We start from the raw sequence: 26,135 nt of genomic DNA, 5'->3' as shown, positions 1-26,135 counted from the left end.
GGGGGCGCCCGGGGGGGCGGTCCGCAGACCGGGGTCAAGGATGATCAGGCGGCCGCGAGGGTGCAGCCCTTCTGGTGCGCGGGAGAGGTACTGAACAGAGCGGACTCATTGGCGCAGCGCAGACCGCCGAGAAGCCAGTCGCCGAAGTCGGCCAGGGCGTTGACCCGAGCCGTGGGGACCCGCGACGAGCACGCCGGACACGGTGCGACCAGGCTGAACGTCAGAGTCCGGGCGTCGTCGTAAGTGCCGAGGAAGATGTGGCTGCGCCGCCCGAACGACAGTTGGATGCGGGTCGCGCGGAAGGCAACGGCCCCGTCGAAGAGCGGGTGGACCGCGTCCTCGTACACGCCCAGGCGGATGCCGGGGGACAGACGGAGCCTGTGCCGAAGCACCTCCGCGACGCCGTCGCGTTCGGACGTGGCCGTCAGAATGGACGGCTCCGGGGTGGAGACCGGATCGGGCAGGCCGACGGCTCGCCTTCCGGCAGCCAGCCGCGCACGATCCTCTATCGCATCGAGCGGTGAAGCAGTGGTTTCGATCACATCGGCTCCTTGACGACGGTGGAGGGTGAGGCCCGGGCGCCCGGGGGGGAGCCGACCCGGGCCTCACGGTCCCGCGCGCCGGAGCGGCGGGACGAGCCGCGCGAGGCGGCTCCTACGGGATGGTCTTCGTAGGCGGCTTAGCCGCCAACAAGAACAACAATAGCAATGTAAATAGAGTTACGCAATCTGATGAGTTTGGGCCGAGCTACCGGTGCCGCCCCTTGGCGTCTGCGTCACCGGTCGCCGGAGGAGCAAGCCCGGCCAGTGCCCCTACCCGGTCCAGCACCGCTTGTGCACGGGCGAAGGCGGCTTGCTTGTGCCCGTACGACGGCACGAGCAGGTGCATCACCTCATGAGCGAGGGCTTGGTCGCACTGGAGCCGGGTCGTCGCCAGAGCGAGGTTCACGACCAGGAGCGGTGTCTCCACCCTGCTGCCCCAGTAGGCGTGGGCCACGTCGTTGCTGTGGAAGGCCAGTCCGGTGCGCCGACTGAAGTCGTCGGCGTGCAGCGTCAGATCGAACGGGCACCCGGCGGCCTGCCGGAACAGGGCAGCACGGATGTGCAACCACCCGGCATCGGCGGCCCGGAGCTGTTCGCAGGGCGGCAGCGGGCTCCGCAAGGCCTCGTGGCGGGCGGTGGTAACCGGGTGCCCTCGGCGGTACGTCACCGTCCATTCCCCCCTTCGTCCTCCGTCAGCCGCCGTGCCAGGTCCAGGAGGTCGTCGACGGACACCTCCAGGTGCTCGGCGAACCGCGCCAAGAGCGCGCCCTCGAGGACCAGGCGGGTCGGCCGGTCGGCCGAGCGCCGGGCCACGGCCTCGGCGTGCGCGCTCTCGACCGTGGCCCGGTCGACGCCGAAGCGGCCGGCCAGCCCCAGCGCGACGGAGTCCTGCATCGTTTTGACCCGGCCCTGTTCGATCATCCCGTAGGAGCTGCGCGTGATGCCGCTCGCGGCCGCGGCATCCTCCTGGCTCGCGCCGGCCTGTTCACGCAGATCCCGCAGCGTGGTCGAGGCGGCGGTGCGCAATTCCTCGGGCCGGCAGCCCAGGGCGGCAGCAAGACGCTCCACGGTGGCCAGCTCGGGGAGGCGCTCGCCCCTCATGTACTGGCCCACGGCCGTCACCTTGGCGCCGGCTCGCTCGGCGAGGTCGCTCGGTGTCCAGCCCCTGGCGGACAGGGCCGCCTCCAGGAGTCGGCCGTCGAAGCCGGTGGTGCCGCGTCGCTGCTCCGGTCGCATGCTGCCACCTCCCTCGTCGTATCGGCGCCGGCGTTCCCGGCTGACCGCGGCAGGCCGGACGCCGGCCGCGGTGCCATCATGCCAAGACGAGGCCGGCGCTAGGCGAACAGTGGGGCTCACGAGAACCGCCCGTGCCAGGAGTCGGCGTCCAGGTGTTCAAGAGCAGCCTCCTCGTCGGTGGTGAGACGGTCGGCGAACTGGTCCCAGTGCTCGACCGCTGCCAGCTCCTCGCCCTCGGCCGGCTGGATCCTGGCGACCTGCCCGGACACCAGGTGCAGAATGACATCGCCGCTCTCGTCCACGGTTGCGGTCTCCCACTGAAGTGCGCGGCGTCGGGCCACGTTGAGGTTGAACACCCAGCCGAGATCCGGCGCCTGCGAGCCGCCGACCAGCGGTCGTATCCAGATCATGGTCTCGTTCTCGGCGTCGGTGCGGTAGTGGCGGGCCAGGCCCTGGCGGAACACCTCGGTGCCGTCGGGGTCCGTGACGACGAGCTGTGCGCCGGCGTCGACGGGGTCTCCGCTCGCGGCGTGCTCGCCGGCGAGCAGCAGGGCGAGGCGGTCCAGCCATTGGGGTCCGGGCATGATCGGTGCTCCTTGCAGGTCGGCTACCGGATGGTGCAGGTCAGTAGGCACTCTTCACCACGTCCTTGACGGGCTTGCCCCCAAGATGGGTGATGCCGCGGGCGTGGAAGTGCTCCAGGAGGCTGCTGCGTTCGCCCTGGCTGGTGCACATGATGCGGCTGGGCGCTTCGGCGCCGAGCAGGTCGATTCCGTTGCGGAACATGAGCTCGTTGTTGGACGCGGTGTGGGTGGCGATCTTCAGCGGGTCCCGGGTCAGTCCGCTGATCTTCTTCTTGTCCGGGCTGACGCCGTAGTGGTCGCCGTCGTAGGCGTAGTAGTCCGATCTGCTCATCAGTACGGAGGGGTCGTCCCAGACCAGCTGTCCTCCGTAGCCCGCCGAGGGAGTGCTGGCGACGCGGACGAAGACGCTGTTGGCCCCCCCGGTGTACTTGTCGTCATGCTCCGACATGCCGACTCCGGAGCCGATACCCATGACTGCACGTTTCTCCGTGCTGGCCAGGACCCCGGTGCTGAACAGGTCGAGCATGTTGCCGCTGCCGATGCTGTGCGTCAGGGACTTCCCGGAGAACGCATGCTTGATCTGGGCGGCTTTGCCGGTGACATCGAACCGGGACCAGGTCAACCACCCCCCGGACGTGCTCGGCGTCGGCTGGTAGCCGACGCTCGCTGCCAGTGCGTCGCCGTTCTCGAAGCCCTTCGCCTTGGCGACGGCCTCGCGCAGCACGGCCACCTTCTTCGGCAGGGCCGTCTGTGCGGCTTCGAGCTGTATGCGCTTGACCTGGTAGTGCAGCTCGTCTTCGTTCAGGCCGATCAGCGACTCGGCGCGCTGGTGCACGAGTTCCTGCACCTGGAGGTCCTCCATGCCTTTGGCGGTGTTGAGAGCCTCCTTCATCCCGGCGGCGTTCTTCAGGCCCTGGGCGGTGATGTTGTTGGTCAGGTAGGTCCACTCGCCCTCAGCGCCGGTCATCGGCCGGTTGACCAGGTGCAGTTGCTCCAAGCGCTCGACGAGCTCCTTTCCGTGCCCGGCGCCGACGGGCGCGTGCACCTCGAGCTGCCCGCGCATCGAGAACTCAGTGGAGTGCGGGTCGTTCACGGCGTACGGCCGGTAGACCGCGCTCCAGCCCTCACCGAGGTCGATCGCGTACTCCTGGCCGTTCGCGCTGCTGCGCTGCTTCCCGTCCCAGGACGTCTCGCCGGTCTGCGGGTCGAGCTCGGCGTTGATGCGGCTGGCGGCGCGCAGTTGCGCCCCGAGGGTGCCCGGCTCGGGCTCGCCGACGGGAGCGGGGATCTGCTTGGTCACCGTCTTGGTGACCTCATGGCTGTAGGGGGCGAAGTGCGGCATGGGGGAGTCGCCGTCGTTGATCTTCTCCCCGACCAGGTTGACCTGGCCGAGGTAGTACTGCGCCATGGCCTTCTCGTCATCCGACAGGTCCGGCGAGTTGAGGACGGTCTGTACGGCTTCAAGCGCTTTCTGGTGCTTTTGGATAGATGCCTCGGACATCGCCAGTCCGCCCTTGAGCTTGTGCTGCACCGACGTGGTGGCCGCGGTGACGAGCTCTCCCAACTGCTGCTTCTTGTCCAGGGCGAGCCGTTCGTTAACCTTCTCCTCGATCTCGACGTCGACCATCTTGGTCCCACCTACGGTCAGTGCGTCCAGCAGCTTGCCCTCGGCTTCCTCGGTGACGTGGGCAAGGAGGACCTCCCGAGGCCCGTCCGCTGACTGGTAGGCGACCAAGGTGGCCTGGGAGTCCAGGAAGTCCTCGCCGCCGACCAGCACCGGCACGCCGGTGGCCACGCCGACCGGCGGCTCGTCAGGTACCGGCGTCAGCGGCGGGTCCTCGTCCTCGGGCTCTTCCTCTACGACTTCCTCGACCAGGGGTAGGGCGGCCTCCGGAACGTCGGCCTCGGCGGCCGCCGTCTCGGGTTCCTCCGCGGCGGGGGGATCCTCGACGTCGGCCAGCCCCTCCACCGGTTCGCTCAGGGTGTCGCCGTCGGCGGCGCTGCCTACTCCTTCGCCGGCGAACGCTGTCTCCGCCTCGCCACCGGCTGCCGGTCCGGACGGCTCGGTGACCTCATCCTTCGCAGCTGGCGGTGGGAGCTCGGCGGCTGCCTCCTGCAGCAGGGCCAGGTCGGACTCGGTCAGCGTTGCCGCCGGCGGGGCAGGCTCACCGATGTCCACGGGGGCCGGCAGGCTGTCTGTCGACGCTGTCGGAGCGACCGCGTACGAGGCGTGGCTGCTCTTGGAGTTGGTTCCCATCAGCTAGCTCCATGCTTCAACGAGGCCGCGGACGGCAGCTTCAGTTCCTTGACGAAGAAGTTCGCGAAGTCCTCCCGCAAGTGCTGCTTGCGTTTGACGGCGTGGTCCAAGAACGCCTCGGCCACCTGCGAAGTCGTGACCTGCGAGGCCGGGATGCCATGCTTCTTGGCTGCGGCCTTCCGCATGGTCGGCACCCAGTGCACGTCGGCTTTGGCGCCCTCGTGGGCGGCCGCGTGCAGCATCGAGCGCCACTGCGCGTCGGGGATCGCCTCGTAATTTTTGATGATCGGGTGGGCGACGGCCGGGTTGAGCTTGACGCCATCGGCCAGACCCCCGCTCAACGCGGCCTGGTACAGCCTCTTGTGCAGCGGATCGTAGGAGCCTCCGCCGGAGGGCGCGTAGCCCACCGCGAGCTTGTCCTGCCCGTAGTGCTTGAACGCCTGGCCGCGGTCGACGGGCAGGAAGCCCCCCGATGCCGTGCGCAGCGCATTCCCCGGGTGGCCGTCGTGGTCGCCGACCAGCCAGGAGCCCACGTGGCTACGGAGGATCGAGTCCACATCGGTCTGGGACCAGCTGTGGGGGTCCGCCGAGAACGGGGTTGCCCCCTTCACCAGGGGCTGGACCGTACCGTTTTTCCCCTCGACGTTCTTGACGTACACCGGGACCGCCGGCAGGCCGCCGCGCGCGAGGGCATCGGAGGCTGCCGCCTCGGCATGCGCGATCGCGCCGCCTCCATTGTGGTCGGCCTTGAACAGCCAACTGGACCCGTTCGGGGCGTTGTGCACGCTCTTCGGATAGGTGCCCCCGAGATTGGCGGGCTTGCCCGGGCCGAACGACCAGGACTTCACCTCGTCCGGGTCGATCCGGGCGGGTACGTCCTGCGCGGTCGCCTTCGCCTGCTGGAGATCGGCGACCAGGGCCTGGACTTTGGCCTGGAACGATCCGGGCTTCGCGGGCGTCACCGGTGCCTTGGGCGCCGGTTTGGCCGCGGGCGAGGCGGTAGCGAGCTTCTTCGCCTGCTCCGGGCTGGCACCCATCTGAATGGCCGCCGCGACCTTCGCCTCGGAGGTCAGCCCGCTCCCGGCCGGCGCTCCTGCCGTTCCTGGCAGCTTGCCCGCCAACGCCTGTATCGCCTCGGAGGAGGCGGGACCCGGGCCGGAGGAGGCAGTGGCCGCGGCCTTCGCCGCCGCCTTCTTCTCGGCCGCCGTGTCGACCTTGGCGACGATCGCCTGCGAGTCCAGTGCCGGGTTGAAGCTGGAGGCGATGTAGCTCTGCAGATGCGCGCGGGTGGCCTTGTCGGCGTTGGGCATACCGAGCTGCTCGGCGACACCACGCAGGTCCGACAGCTTCTGCTGCTTCGCCCAGGCGTTCACCTCCGTGGTCAGGGATTTCGGATCGACCTGGTGGGAGGTGAGCAGCCCCGGGTTGCCCATGTCGATGTCGGAGGACTGGAGCGTTCCGTGGATCCAGCCCTGGGCCTGCTGCTGGAGATCGTGCAGCTCGCCGGTCGCCTTCGCCCACTCGGCCACCTTCGCCGCCGCCTGCGGATCGCCGGCGAGGTTCGGCAGACTCAGCTCGGCGTTGACGTGCTGCTTGCCCTCCTGGTGCACGCCCAGGGCGTTGTCGAGCGCGACCAGCTGGTCCTTGCGGGTCTGGGCGAGAGCCTTGAGCTGCTCCTTCTCGCTGTCCGAGGTGCCGGCGCGCATCAGCGCGACGAGCTCGCGCGGCTTGAGGTGCTGGGCCTCGGTCAGCGACATCTCCCCGGAGGCCAGCGACTCCTGGACCAGTGGGATGACGGTCGACGGGCCGATCTTGGCGACCTCGGAGTCACCTGCGGACACCTTGACGCCGCTTTGGAGGAACGGCAGTTCGGGCATGTCCGGGTTGTGCGCGGTGAGCAGGTGCTTCTCGGAGTCCAGCAGGTTCTTCAACTGCTCGCTGGTGACGGTGCCCTGGGCGTTCGCCACTGCCTGACTGGCCGCCAGCCAGGCCTCTCGCGCCGCGTCCACCTGGTCGGGAGTCGCGGCCCACATGCCGTCCGGAACCGGAAACGAGACCGTGGGCACCGGGGTTCCCTCGACCTGGTGCAGGTCGGCCAGGGTCATCCCGCCGACCGTCTCGCCGGCCAGCAGCTCTTCGTAGCGGTTGAGCGCGGCCGCCTGGATCTTGTTCTTGGACGGGATGTTGTCGCCGTAGTACGGGTCCAGCCAGTGCACCAGCGGGTGCTGCGACTTCCCGGACAGGCCGACGAGGTGCGGGTGTTCAAAGCCCTTGGCCGCCGCGATCTGCTCCAGCTCCTCGGGGCTGAGCTGGTTCAGATAGGCGAGGGACTGCGCGCGCAGTTCGTCGAGCTGGGCCTGGATCTCCTCGTCGGAGACGCCCTGCTCCTTCAACTGCTCGATCGCCTCGCGGGCGTCGTGGATCTGCTGGGCGAACAGCTCGTAGCGTTCGACCGGGTCCGTGGTCAGGAAGTCCTCGCCACCCAGCGGGAAGTCGCCGCCGACCGCGATGGCCTCCAGGTTCCCCATGGCTGCCATCAGCTGGGCCTTGGCCAATACCGCGTCGTCGCTCAGCTGGGGCTCCACCGGCTCGTCCTGCTCGGCCGTGTTGACCGCCACCGGTTGTTCCGGGGCCTCGACGGTGTCGCTGGGGGCGATGGCGTAGGCGGCGTGACTGCTCTTGGAGTTGGTGCCCATCACGCGCCTGCCCGAGGGGGGAGGGCCGGCAGGATCTCCGCGAGCACCTGGTCGAGAACGAGTTCCGCAGCGTGCCGCAGGTCGACGGCGTCGTCCGGGACCTCGGTCCTGGCGAGATGGCAGATGCCGGACTCGGCCTCCCAGGCGGCGATCCGCTCCTCGGTGACCCCTTCGGCGAGCCGCTCTCGCCAGGGGTCGGCGAGGTCGTAGACCAGCGGCACCCACACGAGGTGCTGTGCAAGGTCGGCCTCAGGGGCCGAGTCCCGTGCCAGCACGGCGACCGGGTCGACGGGAAGGCCGAGCGCGGGGTGCCAGACGGCGAGGACCCAGACCGACCAGGACGAGGCCGGCAATACCGCGGGCGTGGGCTGGTTCATTCCGCCGCCTCTGGCTGGTCCTCGTAGGCCGCGAGGCGTTCCTCAAGATCGGCGACGCGCGCGTACAGCCGGTCGAGGTCGGCGTCGGTGATGGTGGACGCGGTGTGGCGAGACTGGCGCCCGGTCGCGTCCCGTCCCCGGGGCGGCAGGACGGGAGCCTGTGCGAGCTGAGCCGCCGGAACAGTCGGTGCCGACATGAGTACCCCCTTCTCCTTCGTGGTGTTCGCCCATACAGGGGCCGGAGCGGGACGCCGTGTGACACGAAGGAGAAGGGTTTCTTCGCCGGTTCAGCGAGTGGGCAGGAGCGAGGCCATGAAGCGCACCGTGGCTGCGAAGGCGTCGCCGGGCCGTGCGTGGACGTCCTCCCGCCCGGCCGCCGTCATGATCGCGCCGTGCAGTGCGTACTGGTGGGGGTTCTGGCTGACCAGCGTCAGCCGACTGCCGAACAGCTCGACGGCTTCGGCGATCCGGTCGACCCGGGACAGCCCGGTGAGGATCACCGGCATGTCCGCCGGGAGGGTCGCCGCGAGCCAGTGCAGCCCCGGCCTGGCCCAGGAGTCCCAGTTGACGTTCTCCCGCACCGTCTGGACGTTGATCGCGATCGCCGGCGGCGGCGCGTCCGCGATCCACTCGGTGTACCGCTTCAGGTCCTCCAAGCGGAACCAGTACAGGTTCGGCACCGCGTTGACCCCGGCATCGGCGAACTCCTGGCAGATGAGGAGACAGCGCCGCATGTTCAGGAGGTGCTCGGTCCTCGGCCAGTTCCCGTAGATGCTGAAGTTCGGGGCCAGAACCAGGTCCCAGCCCTGGGAGGCGATCTCCTCGATCAGCCCATCACGCTTCCGATACGTCCAGAACGCCTCGACCAAGGGGTCCTCGGCGTACCCGACCAGGACGGCCTTCTGCCCGTCGCGCAGGGCGAGAGCGTCATGGGCGCGATTGCCGGCGAAGCGGGGATAGATCGTGTGGGAGTCGGGGCTGAAGACCCTCCGCAATCCCACCCCGTACGCCGCCCAGTTCAAGCTCGCATCCAGCTGGGTGACGGCCGAGCCGTCGGTCATGGGCACGAACGCGGGCAGGTCCGGCAGTTGGCCGTCGATGACGATGTCGTCGAAGGCAAGCGTCCCGCCGACGTCGGCCATCCACTGGGAGATGTCGGTGCGTGAGCCGCACCTGATCGGGCAGCCGCTGCACGCGCCGCGCGGAGAGCCGGCCTCGGAGATGGCGCAGCCGCAGTAGGAGCAGTCCGCGTTCGATCCGGAGCACAGGGGTTCGATCGTGGCCGGTCCGCCGCGTCCGTCCGGGCCGGCCCAGAAGGCACACGAGCGGCAGTCGCAGCCGCGGCCGGGAAGGGGGAGGCCGACGCCGGGCATCGGGAGGGAGACGGAGGTCATGCGGCGTGCTCGCTTTCTACGGACGGCTGAGCGGTGTCGGACAGGAGAAGGGGTTCGAGCTCGCGCAGGGTCAGGCGGAGCGAGCCGGTGTCGTAACGGCCGATCCTGCGACCGGCCCGCAGCTCCGCCAGCAGATCGCGCAGCCCGTCCAGCGCGGTGCGCACGATGTGCGGGTCCGCGGCCGGCGGCTCGTCCGCCGCCGGAGTTGGCACTGAATAGTCCTGCGGACCCGACTGCGTGCCGGTGAGCGGCGCGTTGACTGCGAGGCGCTGCTCGTCGAGGGCGGCGGTCGCAAGACGTCCCTCAAGGTCGCCGGCGGGCCCGCGGGCGGCCGTGGCTTGGTCCAGCTCGAGGCCAGGATCGGGAACGCGGCTGAGCTTGGCACGGCGGGCGGCGTTCGCCTGGTCCTGTCGCCCCTCGGCGGCGTCGATGACCTGATCCGGCGGCATGGCTGGGGAGGTCAGGCCGATGTCCACCGCGCTGGGCAGGAGGTGCAGGCGGTTGCTGTTCTTCAGCGCCGCCCAGATCTCCGCCGCCGCATCCTCCCGGCCGCGGCGCAGCGCGGCGAAGCGAATCCTCGTGTTGAGCCGGATCGCGCTCTCGTCCATCTCCTCGGTGAGCTCGCGCGGCAGCTCCCTGAACGCTCTGACCAGTTCGGTCGCCTTGCGCTCGGTCAACTGGAGCCCGAGCCGGGAGAGGACCTCGGTCCAGGGGGCGGCGCACGACTGGTCGTTCCCGCGGATCTTCTCCAGCGCCTTGAACCGCTCGACCGAGTCCGCGATCGCGTAGACCTCGCCGGGCACCGGCTTGCCGGCCCGCAGCAGCTTGCCGACGAGCACGGCGCAGCGCTGGTACATCAGCGCGGCGGCCTGTTCGCCCGGCCGGAGCCCCTCGCGGGCGAAATTCTCGACGAAGCGCCACATGTGCCGCTCTTCGTCGGACAGCGGACCCGGGCAGACCACGGCGGGCAGCGCGGCGAAGTGGGGGTTGTCCGGCAGGTTCTGTGCGCCCCAGCGCATGGCGCGCAGCCGCCGCTCGCCGGTCACCAGCCGGATGGTGGGCGCCCGTCCAGTGACGGTGATCTCCTCCGCGAGCACCGGCTCCAGCATGCCGACGACCGCCATCGAGGAGATCAGGTCGGACAGTTCTGTCGGCGCGGTGGCGTCCCCGGGCCTGCGCCCGCTGCGCTCGGTGAACGCCGCCCCCGGCCCCCGCAGCGGCAGCATCTCGAACCTCCGCTGCCGCAGCTTGTTGCTGCGCTGGAGGATCTCGGTCAGTTGGATCATGCCGGCGCCGGCGGGCGCCTGCTCATCGACGGCGGTACTCATGACGGGCGTCCTTCGCGCCGGGCCCTCGGCGCGGGTGTCGGGCCCGCGCCCGGGGCTTTGAGGTAGAGGTCGGTCAGCGGCAGCCGGCTCTCCGCCGTCCCCTTCAACAGCGGGGTGAAGACCGGCTCGAACGGGCCGCGTTCGCGCAGCAGGTGGAGTGTGGTCACTCCGATGGACAACTGCCCTGCGAGCCGGGCCAGTCGCGGGTCCGCCTTGGTGAGGGCGTACAGGTCCTCCGTGCGCGTGGCCAGCCGTTCCGGAAGCGAGGGCGAGGGGTCTCCGTCCAGGACCACCAGCAGCCGAGGGAAGACCGGATACCGGTACTGCCAGGCCGGACGGGTCGATGCCGCCGAGCGGCGGGCCCGGTCCGGGTGCTGCGGGACGTACTCGAACAACCGCCCGTAGGCCGCGACCTTCGCCGCCAGGCGCGCTGTGGTCATGGTGGTCCTGTCGACCTCGATGAACAGCGTCAGCATGGTCCTGCGCCCGCGCTGCACGTCGACGTAGCGCAGCACGGCATCCGAGATCACATGATCGTCTTCGATCCGGCGCTGTCCGTCCCGGATGCGGTGGGCGACCTCGGGCACCCAGTCCAGCGGGCCGCACTCGTGCCCGAGCCGGGCGGCGTGGCGGGAGAAGGCGATGCCGGTCTCGTTGACGGCCAGCGTGTGCCACTGCCGGGCTCCGGCCACGGACTCCGGCGTGACGCGGTACGGGCGCGCGTCCACTTCGCCCCCGGACTCGACCGTCTGTGCTCCCTCTTCGGTGAGGAACCACAGGTATGGGGCCTTCCTCGGAGGACGCCCGTAGCCGACCTCGCCCGGCCGGTGCACGAGGCGAGCTCGCACGCTCTGCACCAGGCCGGCCGCGCGGAGCTGCCGCAGCTGCTCCTGGAGGTACTTGGGGGAGTCGGCTTCGGGCTGCAGCAACCGGTGCAGCTGGTCGGTCGACATCACCCGGTGCTGGTAGAGCACGCTCAGTGCCAGTGCCGCGAGGGCCTGGAAGCTGGTGTGCCGCACGGGTGTGGGCGCTGGTGTGTCCATGGCGACGGTCACGCGAAGCCCACCTCCGGGGTGCCGGGGCCGCTCTCCTGCTCGTCGTAGGGCGGCTCGTCCTCGTCCGCGGCCTCCGGATCGGGGCCGGCGAGCACAGGACCCGGGTCCTTGCTGATGCGGACCTTGGCGCCGCCGGTGTCAGCGGGTACGTTGCGGGCCGACCGGGGGCGGGACTCGAGGTCCTCGTCCTCCACGTGGCGGACCGGCGTCTGGACCAGGGTGCGCAGGATTCGCCCGTCCAGCTTGCGCAGGTCGGCGAGGATCTCGCGTACCGGTCGCCGGCGGAGGTTCTGGTTGACCGAGGCGGTCAGCTTCGGCAGGTCCTCGGGGCGGCAGTAGTCGGCGTACAGGTCTTCCACACTCACCCCGCGCACCCGGAAGGGATCTGTCCTCCCCTCGCCGAGGGTCACCGACATCACGTAGTGGTAGGGCCTGAGCTGGGTGATCGTGTCGGGGTCGACCTTCTTGCCCCAGCGGCGCGTCACCAGCTGGGCCTCGTCGACGTCGCTGGCGGTCGTGGACAGGATCGAGAGGTTTTGGAGCAGCCCCTGCCGTGTGGTGGGCGTCAGCCTCTGGGCCATCTGCGTCATCGCCAGCAGCTTCACGCGGAATTTTCGCAGCTGCTCGGCGATGGCCGCCAGTGTTCCTTTGCTCGCGCCGTCAACTGCGGTGAGCTCGTCCACGAACGCGTAGAAGTCCTTGCGCGCGGCCACCGGCATGTCCCGCCGGGACAGGCCGGCCCGGAAAAGATCGTAGATCAGCAGGCACGACACGATCCGGTCGGTGTCTCCGGTGCCGGAGGGGCAGATGAAGACGATCTTGTTCTCGTCCATGGCGGTGCGGATGTCGTAGGTCGAGAGGGAGGAGCCGAGGAACGCCTTGATCGCGTTCGACGAGTCGAGGCGCTCGATGATGTTGGTGACGACCGGTGTCGCCTCGTTGCTGTACTTCGGGTAGGTCTTCGTCCAGAAGTCCCGCAGGTTCTTGGACAGGTGCGGCACCACGACATCGCGCCACTCCTCGTCGACGAGGATGGTGCGGATCTGGAAGATCGTCGGTGCGACGTCCGCTCGGCCGGTCTGCGACAGCAGCCAGGACAGCTCGACCAGGCTCTCGACTGCCCGGGTGAGGATGGTCTTCGCTCGGCCGGCGCTGTCGGACCAGTTCAGGGCGCTGCTGAACCCGGTGACGATGTACTGCACGATGTCGGGGATGTCGTCCTCGCGCCGGTTCTGCATCGACAGGGGATTCCAGGACGCGGCCATGGCGTCCAGGTCCGACGTGGTGAGGTCGATCTCCCAGAGGCGGGGCGCCAGTTCGCGGTGCGCGAGGTAGGGGCGGGCCCGCTGCCAGCCGTCGCCGTGCGGGTCCAGGAAGAGGATGCCGTGTCCGTTGTGGGCGAGCGCGATCGCCTGGACGAGCGACATCTCGGTCTTGCCGTGGCCGGCCTTGCCCAAGAAGAGGCCGAACAGCAGGTACCGCAAGGGGACGCCGGCCAGGCGCTCGCCCCCGCCGGGCTTGGTCACCCAGCCGAGTGGCAGCAGATCCGGCTGGCCGTCCCACGTCGGAAGGCCCGGAGGTGTCGGAGGGACCACCCCGCCGGAGCGGGCGACGTTGGCCGCGGAGTTGTGCCGGGTGGGCGGCTTGAGCATGCCGGCGATCTCGGCGCCGGTGACCCAGCCGTGCTTGCGGGGCGCGAAGGCCCCGGTCTCGAAGCGGTGGTCGAAGTGCCGCCGGTACAGGGCGTTGTCCGACCGCAGCCGGGTGATTCCCAGGTTGAGGCCCACCGGGCGCCAGTAGTTGTCGCCGGCCCAGCCCTCGAGCGCGGCGATGACCTGCTCCAGCAGCAGCCGGGGGCGGTGCGGGTCGGTCGAGCAGGTGCGGACCAGCATCTGGAGGTCGAACACATCGGCGCCGGGAACGAGCTTGCCTATCGCCGCCTTCATGTCGGACGAACGCGTCTGCCGGTGCTGTTGACCGCGTTGCTGGGGCCGCTGGGCATGGGTGCCGCGCATCTCGGCGGCGATCTCCGCGCCGATCGATGAGAGCCGGCCGAGGTTGAGGCCGCGGCTGCCCTGATGCGGCAGTCCGGGTATCGCGGGCATGTCGTTCGGCCGGCGCCGGGCTGCGGCCAGCAGGCGGTTGCGCTTGCGCGAGACCCTGCCCGGTGCCACGGGCACCAGGTCTAGAACGACCTCGGCCCGCTCATCGAGCTTGGTGCGGATGTCGGCGACGGCCGCGGCGAGGGCTTCGAGCGGGTCAGGCCGCAGCGGCACCTCGCGCAGGGCCAAGTGGTCGGGCAGCGCCAGGGCCAGCTCGGCGCGGGCCACATGCAGTCGGTCCGGGCTGGCCGGCTTGGCCTTGGCGGTGTCGAGGGAGTCCGCGTCGGAAGGGGAAGTCATGATCGTTTTCTGCCTTCGTCGAATCAGGCCGCGGCTGGGACGGCATCGGCGGTCGGCGTGGAAGCCGGCGTGCTGGCGGCGGCCTTCGCGGCGGCGCGGCGAGCGCCCAGGAGGATCAGGGGCCGGTCAGGAGTAGCGGCTTCGTCCGCGACCGCCCGCAGTTCGCAGCCGGCGTAGCCCTGGTGGCGCAGCACGGCTGCGGCCCGGGCCGGGCCCTCGACACGAAGGGTGAGCGGGCCGCCGTCCGACAGCAGGCGCACCCGCATCGCGGAGGCGTACGCGGGGAGCAGCGTCCAGCGGGAGGTGCTGCGCTGCGCCTGGGCGAGTTGGCGGCTGAAGCGGAGGACGTCTTCCAGGACCGGGTCGAACCCGGTGGTGGGCAGAACTTCGTACGCCCGGCGGTTGCGCAGGGTCTTGCGGCTCAGTGCGCGCTGAAGGGCGTGGAAGCCGATCACCGCGGTCACGGTCACCAGGGCCACCCACCACAGGTTGCCCTCCGCCCAGACCTCGGCGTTTTGGGCGAGCCGCGGCACCTTCCCCGCGGTCGACAGAATGTTGTCGATGACGTCGTTGGTGGTCACCGGCCCTCCCGGCAGACGGTGAGGCGCGCGAAGTCGGGCTGGGCGGGAAGCGGCATGACGGCCTCCTGGGACGTCGGGCAATGCGGACGCCCATACAGGTGAGGGAGAACCGGTCCGTGTGACATGCTGAGGAGGACTTCTTGGCCAGGGCCTTCGATAGACAGTCGGGGCGGCTCCCGCGGGTCAGGCGATGTGCCGCATGGCGACGATGTAGTCCGCCTTGTCCGAGGAGTTCGTCCACCAGGAGAGCGGCTCGATCCGTACCGCGACGCCCGTGTGCGGCGCCGCGATGACCTGATTACTCCCTATGTACATGCCAACATGGCCGGGTGCGGCCGGGGTTCCGCCGTCGGAGCCGCGGCTGAAGACCAGGTCGCCGGGCCGCAGTTGCGAGACGCTCGCCACGGCCGTTCCCGAATGAACCTGCTCCTCCGAGGTGCGCGGCAGGTTCACCCCGGCCGCGGCCCAGGCGAACTGGACGAGGCTGGAGCAGTCGCAGCCCTGGTTTTTCGACAGGCTGAAGGGCGGCTTGCAGTCGCCTGCGTACTGGTACATGCTCCCCAGCGCCTTCTCGGCGGTGGCGATCGCCTGCTGGGCGCCGCCGGAGCCGGTCGGCAGCGGCACGCCGCCATCGACGCTGGAGGCCCACTTCTGAGCCAGGTTGCGGATGTTCGTGACGTAGTTGCGGGTCTCGGTGATCGGCGGGATGCCGCCGGCCTTCTGAACGGCGCTCGCGCCGGCGTTGTAGGCGGCCAGCATGTTGTCGGTCGTGTCGCCGGGGACCTTCTCGACCAGGCCGGCGAGGTAGCAGTCGTACGCGATCGCCGCAGGGATGGCGTCTTGAGGGTTCCAGACGTCCCGGACGCCGTCCCCGTTGCCGTCGACGCCGTGGGCGGACCAGGTGCTCGGGGTGAATTGGGCGATGCCGTCGGCGACCGGATCGCCGTTCGGCTTCTTCGACTGGGCGTCGGCGTCGAAGCTGCTCTCGTTGTAGAGCTGCGCGGCGATCAATGAAGGGGTGGTCTCGGCGCAGCCGTACTTGGCCATGCTGTTGAGGATGAGGGTGCGCACATCCGACGGGACGGGGGCACCGTCGGAGATCCCGCCGCCGAACCCGGCGTTTTCCATCGCCGAGCTGGTGTTGTCGCTGCCGACGGCCATGGCGACCGCCACGACCGCGGCGACAATGACGGTTACCAGGAGGGCGCCCAGGCAGCCGAGCCCGGACATGACCTTCTTCATCGCGGCCCTCCCCGGTCAGGCGTCGGGCAGCGCGGTGGCCAGCCAGGCGCCGGCCGGGACACGCTGGAGTTTGAGGACGACCTGCTGGTCGCTGCTGTCGGGGCGGCCGGCCGCGGGGGTGACGGTCAGCCGGTAGCGCACCTTCACCCAGGCCGTGTCGGCTGTCGGGGCGGGAGCGCCGTCCGGGACGGCCACGTTGGTGATCTTTGTGGTGACCACGGCCTTGGTCGTGGTCCACTGCTGCCATTGCCGGGCACTGCCGGGCGAGTTGATGGCCAGCTGCTCCCCGAGCCCCTTGTCGGCGAAGGCCGCCGCGCGGCCCGCCGCGTCGTTGTATGAGGTGTCGTGGCCGGGGCGGGCGTCGTGGCCGGTCCAGGCGACGACGAACCGGCGCGCTGCCGTGGTGATGGCGTCCGGCAGCGGGCCGGCGGTGGAGCTGGGCCGCCCGGCGGAGGGAACAGGAGAGGGGGAGGCTGGAGTGCTGCTCGGCGCTGCGGGGGTGGCTTGGCCGCCGGATGCCGGGGCGGGGGCTGCGGAGCGTGGTGGCCCAGCGGCTCGGGAATGCGGCGTCGCGGTTCCTGTGTGGCTGAGCAGCGTGAGCCCGATGCAGGCCAGCAACGCGGAGGCGGCGAGCATGGCGGTGGCGCCCAGGGCGCGCGGGCGGCGTGGCTGGCGATCGGTGTGCGGCACGGAACGTCCCCGTCGGTAGGTCGAGGTCTGCGCGGCGCGCAGGGAGAAGGAGCGGCGGTGGCGGGGTGGGGCCGGCGGCTCGGCGGCCCCACCCCGGGGGGAGTCAGGGCCGCGGCCGCGGTGGCCCGGCGGGCCGGGTCGCTCGGCGGGCACCCCGAGGCCGGGTATCGCCGGGCGGCGCCGCGGGGGCACAGAAGGCATCGCGGCCGGCCCGGCCGTCGGAGGATTGCCCTTCGGCGGGGTCTTCGAGGTGGCCGTCTTCGGTGTCGTGGCCGGCGGCCGCGGAGCGGTCCCGGGGACTCGGGGTGCTGTCGCGGCGGCACGGTTGAGCGGCGGCGTGGCCGACGTGGTTGGGATAGTCGGCTGGGCCATTCCGAGTTGGACGTTCGCGCCGGTGCGGCCAACGAACTTCCCCGCGGTCTTGACGTTGCGGACGTACTCGTCGCCGAACGCCTTGGCGCCGGCGACTTTCTGGTCGACGCGAGCCGCTGTACGGTTCTTCGCCGCGGTGAGCTGGCCCTTGACCTGCTCCGTGCGCTCCTTGGCGGCAGCCGCGCCGCGCTTGGTCGCGGCGACGCCGCGAGGGATGCCGACCGGTGCGCCGACCGTGGCCAAGGCGGTGAACTTGGTCGCCTTCCACCCGTACTTGCTCGCGGCGGCGGCTGCTTTGCCGGTGGCCAGGGTGGCCCTGCCGCCCCGCGTCTGGGACATCTTGGTTGCCGCGGCGCTCGCCAGGCGTTTCTTCAAGGTCTGCTTCGCCGCCTGCTGTGCGGCGACCTTGGCCGCCGCCGCGGTTCCGCCGGTGCCCACCGTGGCCGCCACCGTGCCCGCGAGCTTGGCGGCGGCGCGCACCCGGCCACCCGTCCTGCCGCGCTGCGGCGGCCCTGTCCACAGCTGGCGGGCGGTGCGTCCGGCCTTGCCGATCGGCTGGGAGATCTTCCGGGCCTCCCCGCGGGCCTCACCCCAGACCTTGGACAGGCTGGGGGCCGTCTCGGCGTACCGGCCGGGGCTGTTGAAGACGGAGCGGCGGGCGCCGCCGATCCGCGCGTTGGCCAGGCGACGGTTGAGGTTGACGGAGATCTGGCGGGCGGTTTCCTTGATCCGCTTGTGGCCGGCCAGGCCGGCGATCGCGGTCAAGTCGATTGCGATGAACTTGACCGCGAGCACTGATCCGGTGTCGGCCTGGACCAGGGCGATGATGATCAGAATGAAGATCGCCAAGAACAAGATCGACAGGACGACGGCAAGCACGGCCTTGGTGATCGCCGAGACCCACCGCCACAGCACGGCCCGGCCGCCGCCGGGCAAGATGCCCGCGGCGAGCGCCCAGTGGCCTCGAATCGCCTCGAAGGCGATCCAACCCTGCGCGGTCAAGAATCCGCCGGTCACCAGCACGACCAGGACGGACACGATCACCGCTGCCAGGGCGACGAACGCGGCGGAGAACGCGAGGTCGGCGCTGGCCTTCTTCGGCTCCAGCTTGGTGTTCTGGCCCTTGCAGGCCTTCTCGAACAGGTTGCCCGCATTGACCAGTTGGTCGTTGTAGGAAGCGCCGCCGTCTGGGTTCGCGGCCGCGCCTTCCCAGAAGTTCAGCCCCTTTTGGTTGTAGTTGTACTGAACGAGCTTGGCCGTGGCGAACGCCTTCGCGCAGTTCCCGGAGAAGGTCTGGCCGTAGAGCATCAGCTGGGTCGGCTTGACGATGAAGGCGTCGACGAGCGCGTCGGTGATCGGCTTACTCACGTCGTCGGTCTGAGCCTGGGTGTGGCTGGGATCGTTGGACAGCACCAGGCTGGAGACCTGCAGACTCAGGTCCTTGGCCTTCCCGAGCAGACCGTCCTGGGACAGCAGCATCGTCGAGCCGCCGGGGCTGGGCTGGGCCTGGGTTCCGAGCAGAACCTGGGCCGGGGAGAGCAGCACCGTGGTGGCGATCGCGGCCACGACCAGGGAGACACCGGCCTCGGCGAAGCCCCGGGAGCGCTGCTTGAACATGATGTGGTAGCCGGCGTACAACCCTGCGAACATCAGGAACAGGCCGGGCAGCCCCATCCTGTTGATGACCTGGTCGCGGATGGTCGTCGAGATGTGGTCGACCGGTCCCACGAGGATCTTGGCCAACCCGAAGTCGAGCGCCCACTTGATCAGCCAGCAGGCGAAGCCAACGGCCCACTTGGCGACGCCGAAGAAGAGCTGGGCCATGATGTTCCAGATCTTCAGGTCGATGTCGGTCCAGCCACCGGTGTCTGCGCTCACGGTGTAGGCGGAGACCGGGACCCCGTACTGGTCCTTCACGTTGAAGGGCTGCAGCAGCCCGTCCGAGCCGGACGTAGGGGACTTACTCAGGTCTTCGACCGGATCGCCCTTCGGGTCCGGTGGGGCGGGAATCATCGCGCCGCCCGGTGGATTGACCGGCTGCGTGATGGGGTTCGTCGACTTGCTGGGGCTGGGCTTGGGTGTCGGGGTGGCGGTGGGAGTGGAGCCGGGTGCGACCGGTGGCGGGCCCGCGGTGGGGTTGGGAACCGGGTCGGCCCAGGCCAGGGTCCCCAGCAGTGCGACGAAGAGCGCGACGAGGATGGCGACGAACCACACTCGGCGGCGCCGGATCCTGGCTGCGCTGCTGACGGGGACAGGAGGCGCGGCGGCTCGGCGGGCACTCATGCCAGGCTCTTCTCGAGCGTCGGCACTGCGACCGCGGGCTCCTCGGCATCGGCCCCGCCCGGCGTGGTGTGGATCGCGTCGGCTGCGCGTTCGTCGGCGGGTATCAGTACCTTCATGCCGCCGATGCGCTTGCGCAGGTCGCGGCAGAGGCACTCGCCGGCTCGTAGTCCGCGCTCGGCGTCGGAGAGGTTCAGGGGGCTGAGGTTCTCCGTGATCACCTTGATCATCTGCGGGTCGGCCGGGTCGAGGTCGAGGAATTCCAGGCAGCGGCTCGCCAAGGCCTTGCCGCGGTGTCGGAAGACGTAGATGTGCGACAGCAGGGCACGGATCTTGTCGCCGATCTCGTTCTTCGGGCCGATGTCGTACGGGTCGTGCGACCCGGCGAAGACGCCGGCGAAGTGCTTGCGGCCGTCGGCGATGATCTCCAGCAGCAGGTTCGTGCCCTCCGCCGAACTTGTCAGCCACCAGCACTCGTCGAGGAAGACCCCGGTGAACTCGTGGGGGTTGGAGAACGCGACCTCGCGGCACAGCGCGGTGATGAGGTACATCAGGCGCCAGCCGAAGCGCTTTTCGACCTCCAGACTCTCGAGCCGGTGCTCGGCGAGTTCCTCCTTCGTCGGAAGGCCGATCCGGTCGACGGCGAATACGATCGAGTCGGCGTCGGTGATCTGCACGACCGGCAGGCTCGGGTCGAAGATCACCCGCGCGAGGTCCTTCTTCGCCAGGGCGCGCAGGGTGCGCAGCAGTTCGGAGGCTGCCGCCCGGACTGCGGGGTCGTTCGGCTCCTCAGGGTCCACCGTCTTGGCGCGGCGGGCGAGCGTGTCCATGAGGGCGCTCATGGAGGGGTTCGGGGCCAGCCGGGTCGCCTCGATGGCCTCGGCCAGGGTGACGCCCTCGACGGACATCGAGCCGACGCCGATCAGCGGGGTCAGGAAGCTCTCGCAGTAGCGGGCGGCCCGCGGGCCGCGGAAGACGCGCAGGGGGTCCAGGGAGATGCCGGCGGTCTCGTCGACGCGGATGATCTGGGTGTCGCCCGGGCAGGCGGCGGCGAACCGGCTCCACTCCTGCTGGGGGGTGCGGTCGATGACCAGTGCCCGCCCGCGGCTGCCCGTCGTTCCTTCGCGGTGGCCGGTGGCCAGGATCGAGTGCATGGCGGTCTTCATCGCCACGGACTTGCCGGAACCGAGTTCGCCGACGAACGCGGCACTGGCGGACGCGTTGACCTTCGGGCCGTGGCTGAAGTCGACCAGGACGGGCCGCACACCGCCGCCGCTGAGCTGGAGCCCGTACAGACTGCCGGTGTCGTCGCCGAGCGCAGCGCCGCAGAACGGCAGCGCCATGCTGAAGTCCCGGGCCAGCAGGAACTGGGTGTAGTCCGCGACCGGCCGCGGGGTCGGGGTGCCGGGCAGCATCGCGTGGAACAGCGCGTTCTGGTCTCCGACTGGCCTGACCAAGGTGTAGTCGTTGCCGCCGAAGTGGGCCGCCAGGCTCGCGGCCTTCTCGTTGGCCTCGTCGGCGTCCGCGCCCCACACGCAGGTCATGACGGTGGCTCGGATCTCGACCTCGGTGGCTGAGGCGGTCAGCCGGTCGCGGTACTCGTCCAGCGCGAAGCTCGCTTTGTCCAGGGAGGCCGGCACACCGGCGGTCTCGCCGTCGTACTCACCGCGCTGGTGGGCGAGTTCCCGCTGCTGCCGGCGCGACCGCGGCTCCGCTTTGGAGCCGGCCTCGACGTTCAATCGCACCGCCCAGTCGACGGGAAATCCGAAATCATCGAGCGCGCTGAGGTACTCCGAGCCGGGGAAGATGAAGCTCTCCGGCATCTCGGAGAGCACGCAGAACGCCTGGTAGGAGTCGCCGTGTTGGGTCGTGGCCTTCAGGTACCGGCGGCGAAAGGGGTTGGCCGGAGTCTTGGAGGTGCTGTTGCTCCGGGCACCTTCGTCCAGGATCACCTGGGTGTGCGCTGCGACCGTATGGCCGCGGCCCCGCAGGGAGCGGGGGGCGCCGTCCTCGGGGAGCAGGGGCTCGCTGATGCCGCGGCGGGCGCTGTGCCCGTAGATCCACAGGATCTCGGCCTCTGTCGCCGGCCGCATCTTGATGCTGGTGGGCCAGGACGCGGTCATCCTCCGGGCCTGGCGGAAGCGCTCGTCCTCCTCGGCGATGCTGACCGGCGGTACCGGCAGGCCGAGCGTGGAGAGCATCTGCGCCTGTGCTGAGGACATGACCGCCTTGGCCGACTGCTTGAAGTCGGAGGTCGGCAGCGGCGCCGCGATGAAGTCGACCCGGCCGGTCAGTTCCCAGTTCTCCAGCTGGTCGAGCACGCGCAGCGACAGGTCGATGTACTCCGGGCTCCGGTCCAGGTCCACACCCGAGGTCATGCGCGTGACCACGGAGGCGGCGTCGACCTGCGGGCACAGGGACAGCAGCAGCACCTCGCCGCGGAGGGACTTGAACAGGGCTTCGAGCGCGTCGAGGCGTTCGCGCTTCGTGGCGCGGGAGGCGTGCGTGTAGTTCTCGGAGTCGACCTTCCACACGCCCCACACCGCAGCGTGCGTGGTCCAGATGAGGTGGCCGCTGATGTGCCGGACGGGCAGACGCATGAACGTTTCTTCCTGTGAGGAGCGGGTCCGAGGCTGGCGCCGTGCCGGCCGACCGCAGGCGGGCCGGCACGGCGGTGCGCGGTTCAGAAGGGGGCCGTGGCCGGGCTGTACGGGGCGGTGAGCCGGTCCAGCGCCGTCCTGATGCGCTCGGCGTTGCCCAGGACCCAGGTGGTGAAGACCTCTTCGGTGACCTGGCCGCGGCATGCCCGTGCTTCCTCGGCGGGGCTGCCGGCTCGGGAGGCGGCCGTCTCCAGGTGGCCCATGGCGGCGACCATGTCGGTGATCAACGGGGTCTCGAGGCGGGCGGCCGAACCCGCGTGTCGGCAGGTGGCGGACGGCGTGAAGGCAGAAGTGCTCATGACGGAGCGCCTTTCGGTGAGGGGTGTCAGTGCTCGTCGAGGGAGGCGAGCAGGGCTTGCAGTCCGGACCGGACGGCAACGGGCCGGGGCGGCGCTGTGACGGGAGCCGCCGGCACGGCGGGCCGCGGGGCCGTCGGGCGGCGGGCTGGCTGCGGGCGCGGGCCGGCCGGTGCGGTCTCGCGGGCCGGCCCGACGGAGCGGTACGGCTTCTGCGGGAGCGAGGCGCGGACGTGGACGGTGCAGGTCGCTGCCGTCAGCCGGGGCCGGCTCTGTCGCTGGGGGCGGCCGGACAGACGTCCGTCGGCTGGTGTGGAGGCGTAGACGAGGAGGCTTCGCAGCGCCCGGGCCGGGTCGCGCCCGTCAAGACGGGCGTAGCGCAGCACCCACGCGAGCCCCCACGGCACGACGGCCATCGCCAGGATGTTCAACAGGCCGAAGTGGGCCCACAGCTGCCGGGTGACGACCAAGAGCAGGAACGTCGCGACCATCGTGACGATCTGGGTGATGGTGTATGGCCCTCCCGGAAGCCGTCCGGCGCCGGGCAACTTTCCGATCACCAGCGGGTGCTTGCGGGCCCGGGTGTAGGAGTGCCCGATCAACTGCTCCTCGTCGGCACTCACAGCGGCCACCCGCCGGTCACGCCGTGCTGGGGCTCAGGCGTGGTGACCACGACCGGCGCGGGCTTGGCCGCGCCGTCGTTGATCTCCGAGCCGACCTTGGTCTGCAAGCTCGGCATGTTGGCTATGCCCCACAGCACCAGGGCGCCGAGGAGGAAAGCGACCGCGGTGGCCACCCAGCTTTTGGTGCGCCAGTAGGCGGTGATGATCGCGATGATGACCGCGACGCCGGCCACCAGCTTGACCAGGGTTCCGATCTGGTTGGTCTTGGTCGTGGCCCAGGTGATGATGTCGCCGGCCAGCATGACGGTGTGGGGATCGGTCGTGGTGTGCATGGGCTTCTCTCTGGATCGCAAAGGAGGACGGGGTCAGGAGCCCGACGGCGAGGGCGAGTCGCTCGCGGAGTCGCCGTCGGAGCCGGAGCCGGAGCCGGACCCGGGTGAGGGTGTAGCCGGAGCGGGCGCACTGCCGGACTGGAGCACCGGGGCCGGGCCGAGGGACAAGACCTCCCACCGGCCGCCGCGCGCCCGCAGGGTCAGCGCGTAGGTGAGCGGGTAGGTCCCGCCGGAGGTGTCCTTGACGGTGACTGTGGCCAGGGAGTGGCGGAGGGTCCCGTCGGTCGGCACGGACGAACTGGAGGCGTTGCCCGAGTCGTCGGCGACGTCGGTGACGTCGACCTCGGTGTACGGCGCGGGGCTGACCGGCTGCAGGGTGACGCCAGGGGAGGTGTAGCGGTCCAGATCGCCCTGGCCGGCCAGGTACGAGCTGAGGAACCCGGCGATGGTCTGCGTCGCGGGGTCGGACGGGGTGCTGCCTCGGTCCGTCCCGTAGCCCAGCGAGCTGGGCGTCAGCGACTGCGGGGCAGCGACCTGCGCCGGCAGCGCAGTGGCGGTGTAGCCGAGCTCGGTGGAGTCGGCTGGCTTGCTACCACCGGCCGCAGCAGGACCGAGGGCCTGGACGGGGACCTGGTAGTACTCCAGTCCGGCGACCTGCCAGACCCCCTTGGAGTTCTTCTCCACGACGCGGGTTGCGACCGTCACCGTCCAGTAGCCCGGCTGCACCTGCCGACTGGCGACGGCGGTAGTGCTGTTGGCAGCGCGGGTGTCCGGCGCCGTCGTCATCGTGACGGTGCCGGAGTAGTAGGGGCTCAAGGAGCTCTCGGTGCCCTGGCCCGCCTCCAGGTACGCCTGGACGAAGAGCTGGGCGAAGCCGGAGGGGCCGGTATCGGATGCCGGCTGCGCCGTAGCGGTCTGAGCCGCCGTGACACGCGCCGGCCCGGCCGACCCGAGGAGCGCGGCGATGCCCAGCAGCGGTCCCGAAGCGATGAGCACCCACGCGGCGCCACGGCCCAGACGGGCGATGCCGGACAGGTGCACGGTCGAGGTGCGCCAGCCCGTCTCGTCGCCGACGTCCGCCTCCAGGTCCTCCTGCTGCTGTGCCTGGTCCCACGGCTCTTCCTCGGCCGCCGCCGCGCGGCCGCGCCGGCGCTTCACGACGCCCTCCGCCCGGCCTGGCCGGTGATCACCGCGCGGATGCGCTCGCGCAGCTGCTCCGGCGTACGGGCGAGCAGCACGTCCCACGACCGCAGGGCTGGCTCGGCCTCGGTGGCGAGGTAGCGCTGGAGCTCGTCGTGGACGGTCCTGTTCAGCGGGTCGCGCACCAGGGCGGCGGCCAGTTGGGTGAGGCGGTGCCTGGCCTTGGCAACGCGCGCCTCGTCGTCATCGAGAAGAGGACTGGTGCTGCCGTGTTGGCTGCCGAGGTGCGTGGACACAGCGGAACTCCCGGGCTCGGTCGAATTTGGGGGGCCGTGATCGGCGATCACCCGATACACGGGGTGATCCGGGCCGCCGTGTGACATACGGCGGCCGGCGAATTTCAAGCGGCGGTCCGGTACGCGCCCAGATCCGCCCGGCGCAACGGGCGGACGGCCCGGCTGGCGCGCTGGCGCAGGCGGTCGCCGTCGGCGCCCATGGCGCGGGTGGTGCGGTAGGCCCGGCCAGGCATGGCGGTGCTGAGGTAGTAGTCGGTGATCCGGCGGGCGTCGGAGGCCTTGAGCGCCGACGCGTCCACCGCCCACATCACGAGGTCCAGAAGCTCGGCACGGGCCTCACCCTCGGCGAGCTCGGGCTCGTCCCGGCGCACGATCTCCAGCTCGGCCGCCCGGGCGAGCAGCTCGGCCAGCTCGGCCACCGCCTGCGGATCCTGGGAGTCGTGCGTGACCCACAGCACATTGGGGTCGCCGGCCAGCGGCTCCAGCGCCCGCCCCAGCTTGAGCAGCGCCGCGCGGTCGTCCTGGTCGGCGGCCAGAGTGCTGCGGGCCAGGGAGAGGGTGTCGACGGCGATGTTCGGAAAGACCCCGCGGGGGCGCCGATCGAGCGGATAGGTGCACAGCACTTCGAACAGGGCGCTCAGCATCGTGGAGAACACGAAGTCCCAGTCGGAGTTCGGCCGCAGCTGGCCCTTGGTCATCAAGATCGCCTTCGGGAGAAACACCCGGGCGGCAATCCGCCAGGCGACCTGGCTGCTGAAACCGTCCCCGCCGATCCGCCGGATCAGGGCGGCCATCGCCAGGTCGTGCTGCTCCCAGTCGCCGCGGCGGCCGAGCCGGCCGAGGAGTTCGACGATGCCCTGCGGGGTGTTCACGCCGGCGAACTCAGAGTCCTGCCGAGACCAGCTCGCGACGTCGTCGTCAGCGCGCACGTCCGCGGTCAGGGCTTCCCAGTCGCGGTTCATGCGCTCGATCGCTCCGAGGCCGGACTCGTCGGCGCCGGCGGGAGAGGTGGTGCGGATCTTGGTGGCCACGTCCGTGCCCTGCCTTTCGCGTCATCCGGTGGATGTCGCTCACGCTCTCCGCACCCCCCTTGGCCGCGGTCTGATCGCCGTCGCTGGCCGAGCTGGTCCAGGGGATTTCGGCAAACGGTGCGGCGCGCGGACCCGGACAAGGGGTGCGGCGGACAAGGGGTGCGGTGCGGCGGACAAGGGGTGCGCACCGCACCCGGTGCGGTGCGGCGGCGTGGTGCGGCGGTGCGCACCGCACGACCGCACGACCGCACGGCCGAGTGCGCCAGCGCACCGCACCCCGAACGCCGGGCGCACCGCACCACCGTGCGGGCTGGCTCAGACCGGCCGTTCGTGGGTGCCGCGTATCGGGAGGAGAGGCAGCGGGCGGCGCGGGGGAGCTGTAGGCGCGCCGAGCCGGGAGCGGGCCTGCCGTTGCAGATCGTCACGGTGCGGTCGGGAGATTTCTCCCCTGGGCTCCGGGGCCTCCGGTTCTCCGCCACCTCCCCATAGAGAAAAGCACCCGGGAAACGCGCGGGGCTGGTCAAGGAGAAATGCCGCACGCGGCCATCCGGACAAGGGGGTGGACCGGCAGGGACAGGTGCCGGACAAGGGGGGCCGCGGAGCAGAGGGGAAAGTGGACAAGGGGGGCAGAGGGCGTCCCGGACAAGGGGGGGCGGCCATTGCCTGCGCGTCCGGACAAGGGGGGCGGCCGGTCACCGCGAGCTATGCCGGACGGATATGA

22 protein-coding genes are annotated in these 26,135 nt (G+C 70.5%); all 22 read right to left on the bottom strand.

Annotated features, from left to right (window positions below):
* Positions 1–44: 44 nt before the first annotated feature.
* Positions 45–542 carry a hypothetical protein gene (locus AC13HU_RS04745; protein WP_483040449.1) on the bottom strand — a complete coding sequence of 166 codons (498 nt, stop codon included), beginning with the start codon at positions 540–542 and terminating at the stop codon, positions 45–47.
* Between the two features lie 205 nt (positions 543–747).
* A complete protein-coding gene (locus AC13HU_RS04740) occupies positions 748–1,107 on the bottom strand; it encodes a hypothetical protein (protein ID WP_483040448.1) in 360 nt (119 codons plus the stop codon).
* 98 nt (positions 1,108–1,205) lie between these two features.
* A complete protein-coding gene (locus AC13HU_RS04735; protein WP_483040447.1) occupies positions 1,206–1,778 on the bottom strand; it encodes a helix-turn-helix domain-containing protein in 573 nt (190 codons plus the stop codon).
* A gap of 116 nt (positions 1,779–1,894) precedes the next feature.
* Positions 1,895–2,362, bottom strand: a complete 468-nt coding sequence (locus tag AC13HU_RS04730) for a hypothetical protein (protein ID WP_483040446.1) — start codon at positions 2,360–2,362, stop codon at positions 1,895–1,897.
* A 40-nt stretch (positions 2,363–2,402) separates the two neighbouring features.
* Entirely contained in the window at positions 2,403–4,619 is a 2,217-nt protein-coding gene (locus AC13HU_RS04725) for a hypothetical protein (RefSeq protein WP_483040445.1), read from the bottom strand.
* Positions 4,619–7,315 (bottom strand): pre-mRNA-splicing factor CWC21, encoded by a 2,697-nt coding sequence (locus AC13HU_RS04720; protein WP_483040444.1) that lies wholly within the window; start codon positions 7,313–7,315, stop codon positions 4,619–4,621. The genes AC13HU_RS04725 and AC13HU_RS04720 overlap by 1 nt, the downstream gene beginning before the upstream one ends.
* Positions 7,315–7,692: a hypothetical protein gene (locus AC13HU_RS04715; RefSeq protein ID WP_483040443.1), complete on the bottom strand. Its 378-nt coding sequence runs from the start codon at positions 7,690–7,692 to the stop codon at positions 7,315–7,317. The genes AC13HU_RS04720 and AC13HU_RS04715 overlap by 1 nt, the downstream gene beginning before the upstream one ends.
* Positions 7,689–7,889 carry a hypothetical protein gene (locus tag AC13HU_RS04710; protein WP_483040442.1) on the bottom strand — a complete coding sequence of 67 codons (201 nt, stop codon included), beginning with the start codon at positions 7,887–7,889 and terminating at the stop codon, positions 7,689–7,691. The genes AC13HU_RS04715 and AC13HU_RS04710 overlap by 4 nt, the downstream gene beginning before the upstream one ends.
* A gap of 90 nt (positions 7,890–7,979) precedes the next feature.
* Complete coding sequence (locus tag AC13HU_RS04705) at positions 7,980–9,086, bottom strand: DUF4417 domain-containing protein (protein ID WP_483040441.1); 1,107 nt, start codon at positions 9,084–9,086, stop codon at positions 7,980–7,982.
* On the bottom strand, positions 9,083–10,414 hold the full coding sequence (locus AC13HU_RS04700; protein ID WP_483040440.1) for a hypothetical protein: 1,332 nt from the start codon (positions 10,412–10,414) through the stop codon (positions 9,083–9,085). The genes AC13HU_RS04705 and AC13HU_RS04700 overlap by 4 nt, the downstream gene beginning before the upstream one ends.
* Positions 10,411–11,469: a replication-relaxation family protein gene (locus AC13HU_RS04695; RefSeq protein WP_483040439.1), complete on the bottom strand. Its 1,059-nt coding sequence runs from the start codon at positions 11,467–11,469 to the stop codon at positions 10,411–10,413. Before AC13HU_RS04695 ends, AC13HU_RS04700 begins: the two co-directional genes overlap by 4 nt.
* Positions 11,466–13,871 (bottom strand): type IV secretory system conjugative DNA transfer family protein, encoded by a 2,406-nt coding sequence (locus AC13HU_RS04690; RefSeq protein ID WP_483040438.1) that lies wholly within the window; start codon positions 13,869–13,871, stop codon positions 11,466–11,468. Before AC13HU_RS04690 ends, AC13HU_RS04695 begins: the two co-directional genes overlap by 4 nt.
* Positions 13,872–13,894: 23 nt before the next feature.
* Positions 13,895–14,452 carry a hypothetical protein gene (locus AC13HU_RS04685; RefSeq protein ID WP_483040437.1) on the bottom strand — a complete coding sequence of 186 codons (558 nt, stop codon included), beginning with the start codon at positions 14,450–14,452 and terminating at the stop codon, positions 13,895–13,897.
* A 183-nt stretch (positions 14,453–14,635) separates the two neighbouring features.
* The gene (locus tag AC13HU_RS04680; protein ID WP_483040436.1) at positions 14,636–15,694 is read right to left on the bottom strand and encodes a bifunctional lytic transglycosylase/C40 family peptidase; all 1,059 of its coding nucleotides are present in this window, start codon (positions 15,692–15,694) and stop codon (positions 14,636–14,638) included.
* Positions 15,695–15,709: 15 nt separating this feature from the next.
* Positions 15,710–19,039 carry a hypothetical protein gene (locus AC13HU_RS04675; RefSeq protein WP_483040435.1) on the bottom strand — a complete coding sequence of 1,110 codons (3,330 nt, stop codon included), beginning with the start codon at positions 19,037–19,039 and terminating at the stop codon, positions 15,710–15,712.
* Positions 19,036–21,636, bottom strand: a complete 2,601-nt coding sequence (locus AC13HU_RS04670) for an ATP-binding protein (protein ID WP_483040434.1) — start codon at positions 21,634–21,636, stop codon at positions 19,036–19,038. Before AC13HU_RS04670 ends, AC13HU_RS04675 begins: the two co-directional genes overlap by 4 nt.
* Before the next feature lie 83 nt (positions 21,637–21,719).
* The gene (locus AC13HU_RS04665; protein ID WP_483040433.1) at positions 21,720–21,995 is read right to left on the bottom strand and encodes a hypothetical protein; all 276 of its coding nucleotides are present in this window, start codon (positions 21,993–21,995) and stop codon (positions 21,720–21,722) included.
* A 26-nt stretch (positions 21,996–22,021) separates the two neighbouring features.
* Positions 22,022–22,615 carry a hypothetical protein gene (locus AC13HU_RS04660; protein ID WP_483040432.1) on the bottom strand — a complete coding sequence of 198 codons (594 nt, stop codon included), beginning with the start codon at positions 22,613–22,615 and terminating at the stop codon, positions 22,022–22,024.
* On the bottom strand, positions 22,612–22,947 hold the full coding sequence (locus tag AC13HU_RS04655; protein ID WP_483040431.1) for a hypothetical protein: 336 nt from the start codon (positions 22,945–22,947) through the stop codon (positions 22,612–22,614). Before AC13HU_RS04655 ends, AC13HU_RS04660 begins: the two co-directional genes overlap by 4 nt.
* 33 nt (positions 22,948–22,980) lie before the next feature.
* A complete protein-coding gene (locus AC13HU_RS04650) occupies positions 22,981–24,105 on the bottom strand; it encodes a conjugal transfer protein (RefSeq protein WP_483040430.1) in 1,125 nt (374 codons plus the stop codon).
* Entirely contained in the window at positions 24,102–24,383 is a 282-nt protein-coding gene (locus AC13HU_RS04645) for a hypothetical protein (RefSeq protein WP_483040429.1), read from the bottom strand. Before AC13HU_RS04645 ends, AC13HU_RS04650 begins: the two co-directional genes overlap by 4 nt.
* A gap of 104 nt (positions 24,384–24,487) precedes the next feature.
* Complete coding sequence (locus tag AC13HU_RS04640) at positions 24,488–25,414, bottom strand: hypothetical protein (protein WP_483040428.1); 927 nt, start codon at positions 25,412–25,414, stop codon at positions 24,488–24,490.
* Positions 25,415–26,135: the final 721 nt, after the last annotated feature.

The sequence above is a fragment of the Streptomyces sp. NH27 genome (genome assembly GCF_056859195.1).
Note: the sequence above shows the minus strand (reverse complement) of the source record. Positions and strands in the feature narration are given on the sequence as shown.

Excerpts from the sequence above, each read along its gene's own strand:
- AC13HU_RS04665 (WP_483040433.1), bottom strand. The coding sequence starts at position 21,995 with ATGAGCACTTCTGCCTTCACGCCGTCCGCCACCTGCCGACACGCGGGT.
- AC13HU_RS04730 (WP_483040446.1), bottom strand. The coding sequence starts at position 2,362 with ATGCCCGGACCCCAATGGCTGGACCGCCTCGCCCTGCTGCTCGCCGGC.
- AC13HU_RS04655 (WP_483040431.1), bottom strand. The coding sequence starts at position 22,947 with ATGCACACCACGACCGATCCCCACACCGTCATGCTGGCCGGCGACATC.
- AC13HU_RS04720 (WP_483040444.1), bottom strand. The coding sequence starts at position 7,315 with ATGGGCACCAACTCCAAGAGCAGTCACGCCGCCTACGCCATCGCCCCC.
- AC13HU_RS04715 (WP_483040443.1), bottom strand. The coding sequence starts at position 7,692 with ATGAACCAGCCCACGCCCGCGGTATTGCCGGCCTCGTCCTGGTCGGTC.
- AC13HU_RS04735 (WP_483040447.1), bottom strand. The coding sequence starts at position 1,778 with ATGCGACCGGAGCAGCGACGCGGCACCACCGGCTTCGACGGCCGACTC.
- AC13HU_RS04710 (WP_483040442.1), bottom strand. The coding sequence starts at position 7,889 with ATGTCGGCACCGACTGTTCCGGCGGCTCAGCTCGCACAGGCTCCCGTC.
- AC13HU_RS04725 (WP_483040445.1), bottom strand. The coding sequence starts at position 4,619 with ATGGGAACCAACTCCAAGAGCAGCCACGCCTCGTACGCGGTCGCTCCG.
- AC13HU_RS04700 (WP_483040440.1), bottom strand. The coding sequence starts at position 10,414 with ATGAGTACCGCCGTCGATGAGCAGGCGCCCGCCGGCGCCGGCATGATC.
- AC13HU_RS04705 (WP_483040441.1), bottom strand. The coding sequence starts at position 9,086 with ATGACCTCCGTCTCCCTCCCGATGCCCGGCGTCGGCCTCCCCCTTCCC.
- AC13HU_RS04690 (WP_483040438.1), bottom strand. The coding sequence starts at position 13,871 with ATGACTTCCCCTTCCGACGCGGACTCCCTCGACACCGCCAAGGCCAAG.
- AC13HU_RS04670 (WP_483040434.1), bottom strand. The coding sequence starts at position 21,636 with ATGCGTCTGCCCGTCCGGCACATCAGCGGCCACCTCATCTGGACCACG.
- AC13HU_RS04675 (WP_483040435.1), bottom strand. The coding sequence starts at position 19,039 with ATGAGTGCCCGCCGAGCCGCCGCGCCTCCTGTCCCCGTCAGCAGCGCA.
- AC13HU_RS04680 (WP_483040436.1), bottom strand. The coding sequence starts at position 15,694 with ATGAAGAAGGTCATGTCCGGGCTCGGCTGCCTGGGCGCCCTCCTGGTA.